The organism is Streptomyces filipinensis (assembly GCF_014649495.1).
Classification (GTDB): domain Bacteria; phylum Actinomycetota; class Actinomycetes; order Streptomycetales; family Streptomycetaceae; genus Streptomyces; species Streptomyces filipinensis.
This window is the reverse complement of the sequence record NZ_BMTD01000020.1, coordinates 19,201-32,461: the sequence shown is the minus strand read 5'-3', so window position 1 is coordinate 32,461 and position 13,261 is coordinate 19,201. Positions and strand designations below refer to the sequence as shown.

Annotated in this window: 10 protein-coding genes and 1 pseudogene; 7 read left to right on the top strand and 4 right to left on the bottom strand. The window is 74.4% G+C overall.

The genetic code is table 11. The features are described from left to right. Positions 1-414 precede the first annotated feature (414 nt). Positions 415-1,146: a VIT1/CCC1 transporter family protein gene (locus tag IE244_RS33465; RefSeq protein WP_191877335.1), complete on the bottom strand. Its 732-nt coding sequence runs from the start codon at positions 1,144-1,146 to the stop codon at positions 415-417. Positions 1,147-1,418: 272 nt separating this feature from the next. Between IE244_RS33465 and IE244_RS43420 the strand changes: the two are divergent. From IE244_RS43420 to IE244_RS33430, 7 genes and pseudogenes are all read left to right on the top strand, one after another. Further along, positions 1,419-2,486 (top strand): annotated as a pseudogene (locus tag IE244_RS43420) (ADP-ribosylglycohydrolase family protein); the annotation flags it as partial. 1,133 nt (positions 2,487-3,619) lie between these two features. Then, on the top strand, positions 3,620-4,738 hold the full coding sequence (locus tag IE244_RS33455; RefSeq protein WP_191877334.1) for an ADP-ribosylglycohydrolase family protein: 1,119 nt from the start codon (positions 3,620-3,622) through the stop codon (positions 4,736-4,738). 8 nt (positions 4,739-4,746) lie between these two features. Continuing rightward, complete coding sequence (locus tag IE244_RS33450; RefSeq protein WP_191877333.1) at positions 4,747-5,961, top strand: ADP-ribosylglycohydrolase family protein; 1,215 nt, start codon at positions 4,747-4,749, stop codon at positions 5,959-5,961. Next, entirely contained in the window at positions 5,949-7,502 is a 1,554-nt protein-coding gene (locus IE244_RS33445; protein WP_191877332.1) for an ADP-ribosylglycohydrolase family protein, read from the top strand. Before IE244_RS33450 ends, IE244_RS33445 begins: the two co-directional genes overlap by 13 nt. After that, the gene (gene rbsK, locus IE244_RS33440) at positions 7,499-8,392 is read left to right on the top strand and encodes a ribokinase (protein ID WP_191877331.1); all 894 of its coding nucleotides are present in this window, start codon (positions 7,499-7,501) and stop codon (positions 8,390-8,392) included. The genes IE244_RS33445 and rbsK overlap by 4 nt, the downstream gene beginning before the upstream one ends. Then, on the top strand, positions 8,389-9,585 hold the full coding sequence (locus tag IE244_RS33435; protein WP_191877330.1) for a CaiB/BaiF CoA transferase family protein: 1,197 nt from the start codon (positions 8,389-8,391) through the stop codon (positions 9,583-9,585). The genes rbsK and IE244_RS33435 overlap by 4 nt, the downstream gene beginning before the upstream one ends. After that, positions 9,582-10,394 carry an HpcH/HpaI aldolase/citrate lyase family protein gene (locus tag IE244_RS33430; protein WP_191877329.1) on the top strand — a complete coding sequence of 271 codons (813 nt, stop codon included), beginning with the start codon at positions 9,582-9,584 and terminating at the stop codon, positions 10,392-10,394. Before IE244_RS33435 ends, IE244_RS33430 begins: the two co-directional genes overlap by 4 nt. A gap of 73 nt (positions 10,395-10,467) precedes the next feature. On the opposite strand, the gene lgt is transcribed toward IE244_RS33430, so the two are convergent. From lgt to trpA, 3 genes are all read right to left on the bottom strand, one after another. Further along, a complete protein-coding gene (gene lgt / locus IE244_RS33425; protein ID WP_191877328.1) occupies positions 10,468-11,433 on the bottom strand; it encodes a prolipoprotein diacylglyceryl transferase in 966 nt (321 codons plus the stop codon). Between the two features lie 103 nt (positions 11,434-11,536). Continuing rightward, positions 11,537-12,310, bottom strand: coding sequence for a DsbA family protein (locus IE244_RS33420; RefSeq protein ID WP_191877327.1), 774 nt, complete (start codon positions 12,308-12,310; stop codon positions 11,537-11,539). Between the two features lie 129 nt (positions 12,311-12,439). Further along, positions 12,440-13,261: a tryptophan synthase subunit alpha gene (trpA, locus tag IE244_RS33415; protein WP_229854520.1), complete on the bottom strand. Its 822-nt coding sequence runs from the start codon at positions 13,259-13,261 to the stop codon at positions 12,440-12,442.

Sequence of the window (13,261 nt, the reverse complement as noted above, 5' to 3'; positions counted from 1 at the left end):
CTGCGAAAGTGGCTAAATTTCGTGCAGGTTACATGATGGAGCGGTTCCCGGGAAGCGGATACCCCGTTCCAGCATGCGGACGCCACGGGGTCCGTGGCAGCGGTGCCGCACGGTCCGCGGCGGGGTGCCACACAGGGCGGCGGGGGTGCCGCGCGGTACGCGGCGGGGTGCCGCTCGCGGGCGGCGGGTGCCGCGCGGGGCGGCGCTGAACGTACGAGGGGGACCGTCGTCGACAAGATCGGTCGGATCGGCGTCCGGCGGCCCGAAGGGGCGGGGCGAGCGTCTTCACTCTCCCCACAAGTGTGCGGCAGGCGTCATTGCCTACGGCGCTTACGGCTCATGCCCGGTGGTCACGCGCCTGAAACCAGCGAGTAACGGCTATTTATGCGGCCCGATGCATAAGTACCGGCGCCGCTATCCTACGGCCGTTCCGAACAGGCTGCCCAGGGCGTACGTCACACCGGCCGCGGCACCGCCCAGCGCGAGCTGCCTGAGGCCGCTGTACCACCAGCTCCGTGCGGTCACCTTGGCCACCACGGCACCGCAGCCGAAGAGCCCGGCGAGAGCGAGCAGCACGGCGGGCCACAGCGTGGTCGCGCCGAGCAGGAACGGCAGTACGGGCAGCAGGGCGCCGAGGGCGAAGGACCCGAAGGAGGAGACGGCGGCGACCAGCGGCGAGGGCAGGTCACCGGGGTCGATGCCCAGCTCCTCCCGGGCGTGGATCTCCAGGGCCTGCTCGGGATCCTCGGACAGCTGGCGGGCGACCTCCCGGGCCAGGTCGGGCTCCACACCGCGGGCGACATACAGCGCGGCCAGCTCGTCCTGCTCGTCCTGCGGGTGCTTGCGCAGCTCACGGCGCTCGACATCCAGCTCGGCCTCGACCAGCTCGCGCTGCGAGGCGACCGAGGTGTACTCACCGGCCGCCATGGAGAAGGCACCGGCGGCGAGCCCCGCGAGCCCGGTGATGACAATGGTCTGCTGGCTCACGGACCCGCCGGCCACACCGGTCATCAGGGCGAGGTTGGAGACCAGGCCGTCCATGGCACCGAAGACCGCGGGGCGCAGCCAGCCGCCGTTGACGTCGCGGTGGGTGTGGTTGTCGCGGTGCGCCTCGTGCAGCGCGGCCTGCGTTTCGATGACAGCCATGGGGACCCCCGGGATAGCTTAGCCAAAGCTAACTTTTGGACGAGTTCTACTTTTCGACAACTCTGAACCTACGCCCAATCTTCCGCTCCCGCCAGCAAGGAAAGGCTGGGCTAACCTGCACCTTTGCCCCTCCGGACCCCTCTTTCGCTCATCCGTGCAAAGCCACGCTCAGATGCCGAGCGGGTGACTCCGGCCGTGCGGAGGCTCGCGCGGGCGCACGTCGTGGGACACATCCGCAAAGGGTCACGTGGTCCCGCTGAAGGAGGCCGCCCATGGCGTCGATCGCCCGCACTCCCCCGCTCCCGGCGCCCGACGGCGCCGCCGGACCGCGCGAACGGGCCCGTGGCGCGCTGCTCGGCCTGGCCGTCGGAGACGCGCTGGGCGCACCCGCGGAGAATCTCAAGCCGTCCGAGATCCGCGCCCGCTGGGGCCGCATCACGGGATACGTGTCGGACCAGCCCTGCGGTACCGACGACACCGAGTACGCGATCTTCTCCGGCCTGCTCCTGGCCCGGCACGGTTCGGCGCTCACCCCCGCCCATGTGGAGGCGGCCTGGCACCAGTGGATCGCCGACCGCGCCGAGGGCCCCTTCCGGGGCGCGGGCTTCAGCGAGCGCGGCACCCTGGAGAACCTGCGCCGCGGACTCGCGGCCCCCATCTCGGCCCAGCACCGGCACGCCTGGAGCGACGGCCTGGCCATGCGAGCGGCCCCCTTCGGCGTCTTCGCGGCCGGGCGTCCCGCCGAAGCGGCCCGCCTGGCGGCGATCGACGGCTCGGTCAGCCATGAGGGCGAGGGCATCTACGGCGGCCAGGCGGTGGCGGCAGGGGTGGCGGCGGCGATGACGGGCGCGCCGGTTCCGGTGGTGATCGCCGCGGCCCTCGCCGTCGTCCCCGACGACTCCTGGACGGCGCGCTCGCTGCGGCGCGCGGTGGCCGTGGCCCATCGCGGGGAACGCGCGGTCCGCTCGGCGGTCGTGATCGGCGGCTATCCCTGGACCGATCTGGCCCCCGAGGCGGTCGCCCTCGCCTTCGGCGCCTACGCGGCGGCCGACGGCGACTTCGTACAGGCCGTCCTGACAGCCGTCAACATGGGCCGCGACGCGGACACGACGGCGGCGGTGGCCGGCGCCCTGTCCGGCGCGACCCACGGCATCACGGCGATCCCGCCCCACTGGGCCACCCCCATCGGCCCGGCCCGCGGCCGCTGCCTCCCCTCCATGGCCGGCCACCACGTCCTGGACGTGGCGGAACTCCTGGTACCGGGCGAGGTCGGCAGGTGGGGGGCGGGAGCAACCCTCCCGACTTCACCGCCGGACACCCCACTGCCGGCCCCACCACGGAACGGCACCGACGCACTTCCGGCTGCGCCCGGGGAAAAGCCGGTGGCGGCTCCGGCAAGGCTGCACGGGGAAGAGCCGGTGGCGGCTCCGGCAAGGCTGCACGGGGAACAGGCGGGGGCCGCTCCGGCAAGGCTGCACGGCGAAGAGCCAGTGCCGGCTCCGGCAAGGCTGCACGGGGAACAGGCGGGGGCCGCTCCGGCAAGGCTGCACGGGGAACAGGCGGGGGCCGCTCCGGCAAGGCTGCACGGCGAAGAGCCGGTGGCGGCTCCGGCAAGGCTGCACGGGGAACAGGCGGGGGCCGCTCCCGCGAGGCTGCACGGGGCAAAGACACGGACGGCTGCGCTGGGGATGCCACCGGAAGAGACGCGAGCCCAGGCACCGGCACCGCCACCCGAAGGGCTGCCCCAGGCAGAGACGCGGGCGTCTCTCCCCGGACCGCCACCGGAAGGGACGGAAGCTGCTCCACGGGGGTCGCGCGGCGAAGAGACGCGGCCTGCTCCCCCGGAGCTGCCCCGGGAAGGAGCGCCATCTGCTCCCCCAGGGCTGCCCCTGGGGGAGGCGCGATCTGCTCCTCCGGAGCTGCCTCAGGAAGGAGCGCTGCCTGCTCCACCAGGGCTGCCACCGGAAGGGGTGGGGGCGGCTCTCCCGACGACACCGACGGAAGGGACGCAAGGGGAGCGATCTCCGGAAGCGGCGGTGCCCGCTCTGCCGGGGCTGCCTCCGGAAGGGGCGCGGGCTGCTCTACCGGCACCGCCACCCGGAGCCGCCACCCCCGCTCCATTGGGAACGCACGACGAACAGACGCCAGCGGCTCTCACAGGGCCGCCACCAGAACACACGCCGGCACCGGCACCACCACACGACGAAGAGACGCGGGCGGCTCTGCCAGGGCCGCCGTCGGCGCAGGTGCCGGCGCTGTCTCCGGAGGCGATGGGGGCTGCTGCGCAGGAGGTCGCTTCGGGGGCCGGGTGGGGCGCGGGGTGCCGGCCGGCCGGTCCGGCCCCGTCCCTCCCGGCCGCGCCCGCCCCCCAGCCGGACGAGTCGGACGGCCCGGCGGGCAGAAGGGGGTTCAGGAGGCGGAGCCCGCTGGTCGGGGCCGGGAACGCCGGGCAGCAGGACAGTGAGGGCAGGCCATGACACGACACCGCATCGAGGGCCTCCTGCTCGGCCTCGCCGCAGGCGACGCCGCCGGCTGGCCCGCCGCGCGCCACCGCGCCGCCCGCATGCCCGAGTGGACCCGGCGCCTCACCCGCGAGCTGGACACCTTCGCCGAGCAGAACGCCACCACCACCCTCCCGGTACCGATCGCCCTCAACCAGCCCCCCGAACCCCTCCGCCTCGGCCCCTCCGACGACGCCGAGTGGGCGGCCTTCGCCGCGGAGGCGGTGCTGCGCGCGGGCGACGACGACGTCCTCGGCGACCTCAGCCGAGAGCGCCGTACCCGCGCCGCCATCGACCTCACCTGGACCGCCGTGGCCGCCGAAGTCGCCGCGGCGGCGGACCGCGCGCCCGAGGTGGAGTCCGCCGTACTCCCCCTGCGCGCCCGCATCTCGGTCCGCGCCGGCCTCGGCAACCTCGCCACCGGCCTGCGCCCGCCCGCCACGGGCCACGACAACCCGCACTACTTCGACGACGCCGCCTGCGTCCGCGCCTGCGTGCTCGCCGTGGCCCATCCCGGCGACCCCGAACGCGCCGCCGCCCTCGCCGAGTTCGACGCCCGTTACACCCAGGACGGCGACGGGGTGCACGGCGCCCGCGCGATGGCCGCGGCCCTCGCCCTCGCCCTCGCCGACGCCACGACGGACACCTGCGTCACCGCCGCGCTCACCGAACTCCCCGCCGACACGGAGATCGGCCGCAACGCCCGCCACGCACTCGCCCTCGCCGCCGACAGCGAGTCCGCGTTCGCGCTGGTCCCGCTCCTGGAGCACCAGATCGTCGACCACGTCTACAGCTACGGCATCGCCGCCGCCGAGACCGTCCCGGTCGCCCTCGCCCTGGCCACCGCGGCCGGCGGCCGGATCGCCGAGGCCGTCCCCGCCGCCGCCTGCCTGTCGCGGGTCGCCGACTCCGCCCCCGCCCTCGCGGGCGCCCTCACCGGCGCCCTCGGCGGCGGCGCGGCCATCCCGCGGACCTGGCGGGACGCCTGCCGCACCCTGTCCGGCTGTGCCCTGCCCCGCCTCGCCGGCACCGACCTGGTGGAACTCGCCGGACTCCTGGAAGCCGCGCAACCAGCCCGCCCAGGGGGATGATTCGGGGCATGACGCCCAAGGAGTCCAAAGCACTCGAAGAAGAAGAAAGCGACCGGCCCCCCTCGGAGCCTCCCGCGCACGGCCTCGCCGAACGGATCACCGGCGCCCTCGTCGGAGCCGCCGTCGGTGACGCGCTCGGCGGCCCGGTCGAGGGCTACAGCCCGGAGCAGATCACCGAGCGCCACGGCGGCCGCGTCCACGGCGTCGTCGGCCCCTGGCACGGCTCCGCCTGGCGCACCGCCCGCCCCCTGGCCCCGTACCACAAGGGCGACGGCCACGTCACCGACGACACCCTGATGACCCACGCGCTCATCCGGGTGTACGACCGCGTCCGCGACCACCTCGACGCGTACGCCGTCGCCGACCACCTGGTCCCGGACCTGATGACGAACCCGCGCTGGATCCCGGAACTGGAGACCGAGACCCTGCCGCTGCACCGCCTCTTCCTCGCCGAGAAGTGGCTGGTGACCCGGCTCGCCTACGGTCACGCCGACCCCCGGGAGGCGGGCGTCGGCAACATCGTCAACTGCGGCGCGGCGATGTACATGGCCCCCGTCGGTCTGGTCAACGCGGCCCACCCGGCCGCCGCCTACGCCGAGGCGCTGGACATCGCCGGCGCGCACCAGTCGTCGTACGGGCGTGAGGCGGCCGGGGTCCTGGCCGCGGCCGTCGCCGCCGCCACGGCCCCGGGCGCGACACCGGAGTCGGTCGTCAGCGCCTGCCTGTCCCTGGCGAAGGACGGCACGCGCGAGGCGATCGAGAAGGTCTGCGAAGTGGCCGCGCGGCACCGGGACTTCGAGTCGGCGCTACGGCCCCTGCGCGCGGCGGTCGCCCCGTACGACACCGTCGGCCCGGACTACCGCGCACCCTCGCTCGCCGCCCGCCGTCCCTCCCGGCTGCACGCGGTCGAGGAACTGCCCGTCGCCCTCGGCATGCTGCTGGTCGCCGGCGGCGACTACCGGCACGCCGTCCTCGGCGCGGTCAACTACGGCCGCGACTGCGACTCGATCGCCACGATGGCCGGGGCCCTCGCGGGCGCGCTCGGCTCGCCCGTCCCCCAGGACTGGGCGAAGACGGTGGCGGAGGCCAGCCGCCTGGACCTGTGGGAGCCGGCCCGCACGCTCACCGAGGTCGCGCGGGAGGTCTTCCAGCGGGACGTGCGCCGGCGGCGCGCCCACGAGCGGGCGTTCGCGGCCCTCGGAGGCACCGGATGCTCCGACTGACCTGGGTGCAGCCGGAGGACCTGCTGGGCCACGAGCTCCGCGAGGCCCGTCTGGACGGGCGGGAGCCGTCGGCGATCGAGGCCCGCTGGCGGGCGGCGGGCGGACCGGACGCCCCGCCCCGGGCGGGAGCGTCGGCCCACCGGGCGTCCCGCTACCTCCGTCTCCTCGCGGAGGACCTGCTGGACGAACTGGCCGACCTGCCCAGCGCGCTCTGCGAGGACGAGCCGACAGACCTCGCCCGCATCAGGTCCCTGTGCCCGGACTGGCCGTCGGCTCGGGCGAGTTGCGAGGAGCCGTCGTCGCGCGGCTGCGAGCGGTGGAGGGCGGATCCCGCAGTTCCCGGCGCCCCCTCGGGGCACTCCCCACCGCCCCGGCCTGCGGGCAGTCGTGCCGCCGGGGCGGCACGGGCGGGCGCGGACGGCACCCCGCCAGCGCGGGCGAGCGACCCCACCCCCGCGCCGGCCCCCATCCCCGCGCCGGCCCCCGCCCCGGCCGCCCTCGAAGCCGCCTGGCTCGGGCGGGCCATCGGCTGCCTGCTCGGCAAACCCGTCGAGAAGCTCTCCCTCGACGGCATCCGCGCCCTCGCCCGGGCAACCGGCAACTGGCCCCTCACCACGTACTTCACGGCCCAGGGCGTCCCGGCGGACCTGCTCGTCCGGTACCCCTGGAACCGTCGCTCCGCCCCCACCTCCCTAGCCGAGAACATCGACGGCATGCCCGAGGACGACGACCTCAACTACCCCCTCCTCAACCTCCTGCTCCTCCAGCGCCACGGGAAGACCTTCACCACCGCGGACGTCGCACGGCTGTGGCTGGACGAACTCCCGCCCGGCCGCACCTTCACCGCCGAACGCATCGCCTACCGCAACCTCCTCTGCGGCGTCGAGCCCCCGCACACCGCCCGCCACCGCAACCCCTTCCGGGAGTGGATCGGCGCCCTGATCCGGGCCGACGTGCACGGCTGGACCAACCCCGGCGCCCCGGCCGCCGCCGCCGAACAGGCGCACCGCGACGCGGCCCTCACCCACACCGCCAACGGCGTCTACGCGGCGATGTTCACGGCCGCCGTCATCGCCACCGCCGCGACCGGCACCCAGGACGTGCACGCCTGTCTGCGCACCGGCCGGAGCGTGATCCCGCCCCGCTCCCGGCTCGCGCGGGCGATCGGCCACGCCGTCCGGCTGGCCGAGTCCCACGAGGACTTCGACGACGTCGTGGACGCACTCCACGCCCTCCACTCCCCCGCCCACCACTGGGTGCACGCCGTCCCCAACACCGCCCTGATCGCCGCCGCCCTCACCCACGCGGACGGCGACTTCACCGGCGCCATCTGCCGTGCGGTGTCGGGCGGCCTGGACACCGACTCCAACGGCGCCACGGCCGGCAGCATCGCCGGACTGCTCGCGGGCGCTCCCGCCGCCCTCCCCGACCGCTGGCGGGCCCCGCTGAAGAACCGGCTCGCCACCACCGTCGGCGACTTCGACGGCGCAGGCTTCGACACCCTCGCCCACCTCACCCATCTGGAGGCGACCCGCTCATGACCCACATCGTCGTCCTCGGCAGCACGAACATGGACCTCGTCACCTACGTCGCGAAGGCCCCGCAGCGCGGCGAGACCGTGACGGGACGGGAGTTCCGCACGATCCCCGGCGGCAAGGGATCCAACCAGGCGATCGCCGCGGCCCGCGCCGGCGCGACCGTCTCGATGATCGGCGCGGTCGGCAACGACGCCTTCGGCCTGCGGCTGCGCGACACCCTCGAACACTCCGGCGTGGACACCGACTTCCTGCGCACGATCGAGGGCCCCTCCGGCACCGCGCACATCGTGGTGGACGACGAGGGGGCCAACTCCATCGTCGTCATCGCGGGCGCGAACGGCACCGTCGACCACCTGGCCCCCGGCGACGAGGGCGTGATCGCCTCCGCCGACGCCCTGCTGCTGCAGCTGGAGATCCCCATGGCCGCGGTCGTCGCGGGCGCGCAGGCCGCGCGCCGGCACGGCGTCCGTACGGTGCTCACACCGTCCCCGGCCCAGCCCCTGCCGCCCGAACTGCTCGCCGCGACCGACCTGTTGGTGCCCAACGAGTACGAGGCGGTCACCCTCACCGGCCGCACCGACCCGCGCGAGGCCGCCACCGCGCTGCTGGACCTGGTGCCGGAGGTCGTCGTCACCCTGGGCGCGACCGGCAGCCTCTATCTGGCCCGGGGCGCCGAGCCGCTCGTGATCCCGGCGCCCCAGGTGACCGCCGTCGACTCCACGGGCGCCGGCGACACCTTCGCCGGCGCGCTCTCGGTGGCCCTCGCCGAGGAGAAACCCGTGCGGGAGGCCCTGTCCTGGGCGGCGGCCGCCGCGGCGATCTCCGTCCAGCGGGCCGGGGCGTCGGCGTCGATGCCGTACCGCCCGGAGATCGACGCCCAGTGCACCGCATGAGTACGCCGGCACCGCCGCTGTCGGGGCTGCGGGTGCTGGACCTGGCGACCCTGTTCGCGGGCCCGCTGGCCGCCACGCACCTCGGCGACTTCGGCGCCGAGGTCATCAAGGTCGAGCATCCGGGCCGCCCGGACCCCTCCCGCGGGCACGGCCCGGCCAAGGGCGGCGTCGGCCTGTGGTGGAAGGTGCTCGGCCGCAACAAGCGGACCATCACCGCGGACCTGTCCTCGCGCGGCGGCCGCGCCGTCCTGCTCCGGCTCGCCGCCACCGCCGACGTGGTGATCGAGAACTTCCGCCCCGGCACCCTGGAGAAGTGGGACCTCGGCTGGGCCGAGCTGTCCGCGGCCAACCCGCGGCTGGTCCTCACCCGGGTCACCGCCTTCGGCCAGTTCGGCCCCTACGCCCGCCGCCCCGGCTTCGGCACCCTCGCCGAGGCGATGAGCGGTTTCGCCGCGCTCACCGGCGAACCGGACGCACCGCCGACGCTCCCGCCGTTCGGGCTCGCGGACTCGATCGCCGGCCTGGCGACCGCCTGCGCCGTGCTCACCGCGCTGGCCGCACGGGAGCGCACCGGCGCCGGGCAGGTCGTCGACATGGCGATCATCGAGCCGATCCTGTCCGTCCTCGGCCCCCACCCCACCTGGTACGACCAGCTCGGTCATGTGCAGGAGCGCACCGGCAACCGCTCCGCGAACAACGCCCCGCGCAACACCTACCGCACCGCCGACGGCCTCTGGGTCGCCGTCTCCACCTCCGCCCAGTCGGTCGCGGAGCGGGTGATGCGCCTGGTGGGCCGTCCGGAGCTGATCGAGGAACCGTGGTTCGCCACCGGCGCGGACCGCGCCGCGCACGCCGACGTGCTGGACGAGGCGGTCGGCTCCTGGATCGCCGCCCGCACCCGCGCCGAGGTGCTGGCCGCCTTCGAGAAGGCCGAGGCCGCGGCGGCTCCGGTCCACGACGTCCGGGACGTCCTGGCCGACCCCCAGTACCAGGCCCTGGACACGATCACCACGGTCCCCGACCCCGACCTGGGCCCGTTGCGCATGCAGAACGTGCTCTTCCGGCTCTCCGCGACCCCCGGCGCGATCCGCTGGGCCGGCCGCCCGCACGGGGCGGACACCGACGCCGTCCTCACCGAGCTGGGCCTCACCCCGGCCGAGATCGCCGCCCTGCGCAGGGAGGGAGCCCTGTGACCCGGGCCCCGCTCACCTGGCTCTACGTCCCCGGCGACCGCCCGGCCGTGGTGGCCAAGGCGCTGGTCGCGGGCGCCGACGTGGTGGTGATCGACCTGGAGGACGCGGTCGCCCAGGACCGCAAGGAGTACGCCCGCGCGGCCACGGCCGACCTCCTCACCGAGCTCCAGCCGGTCCCGGTGCACGTCCGGGTCAACGCCCCGGACAGCCCCTGGGCCGCCGCCGACCTGGCCGCCCTGGCCGCGCTCCCCGGCCTCTCGGGCCTGCGTCTGCCGAAGGTGACCGGCCCGGAGCAGATCAGACAGGTCGCCGCGGTCACCCCCGTCCCCTTGTACGCCCTGCTGGAGTCGGCCCTCGGCGTCGAGCACGCCTACGCGATCGCCACCGCGCACCCCGCCCTGCGCGGCATCGCCCTCGGCGAGGCGGACCTGCGGGCCGACCTCGGGGTACGGGCCGACGCGGGCCTCGACTGGCCGCGCTCCCGGGTGGTCGTCGCCGCCCGAGCGGCTCGTCTGCCCCCACCGCCCCAGTCGGTCCACCCCGACATCCGCGACCTGGACGGCCTCGCCGCCTCCTGCGCCCACGGACGCGCCCTCGGCTTCCTGGGCCGCGCCGCGATCCACCCGCGGCAGCTGCCGGTGATCGAACGGGCCTACCTGCCCACACCGGCGGAGATCGAGCACGCGGAGACGATCCTCAAGGCGGCGGCCGTGAAGGAGGGCGCCCAGGCCCTGCCCGACGGCCGCTTCATCGACGCGGCGGTGGTGGCCATGGCCCGGCGGGCCTTGTCCTCGGCCCGCCGGCGATGACGACCGGCCGTCCGCACACGCCGAGGGCGCCCGGAACGGACTCCGGGCGCCCTCGGCGTCGTACGACCAGCCGTCAGCTCTTCTTCGTCGCCGATTCGGCCTCGTCCTTCGCCTCCGCGTCGGAAGCCTCGGTCGCGTCCTCGGTCTTGTCCTCGGTCGCGCCCTCGGTCTTGTCCCCGGCCTCGGCAGCCGCGTCCGGCTCGTCACCGGCCGCTTCGGAAACGGCCTCGGGCTCGACCACGGCTTCCCTGCCCGGCCGCTTCTTCGCCGACACGACGAAGTACGTCACCGCGAGCACGAACACGATCAGCGCGGTCCAGACGTTGAGGCGGACGCCCAGGATGTGGTGGGCGTCGTCGACGCGCATGTACTCGATCCAGCTGCGACCGGCGCAGTACGCGGCGACGTACAGGGCGAACGCCCGGCCGTGGCCCAGCGTGAAGCGGCGGTCGGCCCAGATGACCAGGAGGGCGACGCCGACGCACCACAGGGACTCGTAGAGGAAGGTCGGGTGGTAATAGCCCGGCACCCGGCCGCCCTCGGAGGAGGTGATGTGCAGGGCCCATGGAAGGTGCGTCTCATGGCCGTACAGCTCCTGGTTGAACCAGTTGCCCCAGCGGCCGATGGCCTGTGCGAAGGCGATGCCGGGGGCGACGGCGTCGGCGTACGCCGGCATCGGGACGCCCCGGCGGCGCGCGCCGATCCACGCGCCGAGCGCGCCGAGCGCGATCGCGCCCCAGATGCCGAGGCCGCCCTCCCACACCTTGAAGGCGTCCACCCAGTCACGGCCGTCGCTGAAGTACAGCTCGTAGTCCGTGATCACGTGGTACAGCCGGCCGCCGACCAGACCGAACGGCACCGCCCAGACCGCGATGTCGGCGACCGTGCCGGCCCGCCCGCCGCGGGCGATCCAGCGTTTGTTGCCGAGCCAGACGGCCACGAAGACGCCGATGATGATGCAGAAGGCGTAGCCGCGCAGCGGGATGGGTCCGAGGTACAGCACCCCGCGCGACGGGCTGGGAATGTAGGAAAGTTCCATGGCAGGTCCGACGCTACCGTGCCGGGCCGTGGGGGCGGCAAGCAGCCCGGCTACGGGTCCATAACGGGGACGTGAGAAAAGCGGACGGTTCCCGGGGACGTCCTTACCCGTGGGCGGCCGCCTCCACCATCTGCTTGAGCTTGGCCGGGGTCATGGTCTGGTCCTGGTAGATGTTCTTCCCGCCGAGCAGGACCGTGGGCGTGCCGGTGAAGCCGCCGCCCTGGAAGGCCTTGTGCGACTTGTTCACCCAGCTGTCGTGGGTGCCGTCCTTCACGCACTTCTGGAAGGCGGGGGTGTTCAGGCCGCTGACCTTTCCGGACAGCTCGATCAGCTTGGCGTTGTCGCTGAACGCGTCGTCGGTCTCCTTGGGCTGGTTCGCGTACAGCACGTCGTGGTAGTCGCGGAACCTGCCGGCGTCCTGGGCGCAGGCCGCGGCGTTGGCCGCGCGCAGGGAGCCGGTGCCGCCGAGATTGCCGTCGATCAGCCGGACCAGGTGGTAGTCGATTCTGAGCTTGCCGGAGTCGACCAGTTCGTGGAGCGTCGGGCGGTAGGCGACCTCGAAGGCCTGGCAGGCCGGGCAGCGGAGGTCCTCCCAGACGGTGAGCGTCGACTTGGCGCCGTCCTTGCCGACCGGGATGGCGAGGCTGTCCTTGCCCTGCGCGCCCGAGGGTGCCACGACCGGGCCCGCCTTCTGGCCGCCCTTTTCCTTGCCGGCGTTCGCGGCGAGCACGCCGATCACCGCCGCGAGGCCCAGGACGCAGACGACGCTGGCGCCCACGATGAGCGTGCGCCGCCGCTTGTCCGCGGCCTTCTGCTTCTCGCGCTCGACCGCCAGCCGGTCCCGGGCGGTGCGCTTTCCGTCACGGTTGTCACTCACACCCCCAGAACGAACCGGGGAGGCGCAGCGCGCCTCCCCGGCCTCAGGTCCACTCGTTCGAGTGACCGAATCTTCCGTTGTGAGCGTCTACGGCCGATTACCAGCCGACAACTGGCTGATCACCGACGGTCACGCCTGTCCGCGCACGCCCTTCGCCAGCTCCCCGGCCAGCTCGCGGACCGCCGCGAGGCCCGACGCGTGGTCGGGGGCGTCCAGCATCCGCTTCACGAACGCCGAGCCGACGATGACGCCGTCGGCGAAGCCCGCGACCTCGGCGGCCTGGGCGCGATTGGAGACCCCGAGCCCGACGCAGACGGGCAGCTCGGTGCCGGTGGCGCGGGTGCGCTCGACCAGGTCCTGGGCCTGCGCGCCGACGGATTCGCGGGTGCCGGTGACCCCCATCAGCGAGGCCGCGTAGACGAATCCGCTGCCCGCCGCGGTGATCTCGGCCAGCCGCTCGTCCTTGCTGCTCGGCGCCACGACGAAGACCGTCGCGAGGCCGTGCTTCTCGGCGTGCTCCCGCCACAGCCCCGACTCCTGGACGGGCAGGTCGGGCAGGATGCAGCCGGCGCCGCCCGCCTCGGCCAGCTCGGCGGTGAACCGTTCGACGCCGTAGCGGTCGATGGGGTTCCAGTACGTCATGACGAGCACGGGCTTACCGGTGGCCGTGTGCGCCTCGCGCACCGTCCGCATGACGTCGGCGATCTTGACGCCGCCCCGCAGGGCGATGTCGTCGGCGGTCTGGATGACCGGTCCGTCGAGAACGGGGTCGCTGTGCGGCAGCCCCACCTCCACGACATCCGCCCCACCGTCGAAGGCGGCCTTGATCGCCTCGATGCCGCCGTCCACGGTCGGGAACCCGGCCGGGAGGTAGGCGATGAGCGCGGACCGGCCCTCGGCCCTGGCGGCGGCCAGGGTGTCCGCCAGCAGCCGGCCCTTCGTGCTGTTCAA

Coding starts and splice junctions, on each gene's coding strand:
- IE244_RS33465 (WP_191877335.1), bottom strand. CDS start 1,146: ATGGCTGTCATCGAAACGCAGGCCGCGCTGCACGAGGCGCACCGCGAC.
- IE244_RS33455 (WP_191877334.1), top strand. CDS start 3,620: ATGACACGACACCGCATCGAGGGCCTCCTGCTCGGCCTCGCCGCAGGC.
- IE244_RS33450 (WP_191877333.1), top strand. CDS start 4,747: ATGACGCCCAAGGAGTCCAAAGCACTCGAAGAAGAAGAAAGCGACCGG.
- IE244_RS33445 (WP_191877332.1), top strand. CDS start 5,949: ATGCTCCGACTGACCTGGGTGCAGCCGGAGGACCTGCTGGGCCACGAG.
- rbsK (WP_191877331.1), top strand. CDS start 7,499: ATGACCCACATCGTCGTCCTCGGCAGCACGAACATGGACCTCGTCACC.
- IE244_RS33435 (WP_191877330.1), top strand. CDS start 8,389: ATGAGTACGCCGGCACCGCCGCTGTCGGGGCTGCGGGTGCTGGACCTG.
- lgt (WP_191877328.1), bottom strand. CDS start 11,433: ATGGAACTTTCCTACATTCCCAGCCCGTCGCGCGGGGTGCTGTACCTC.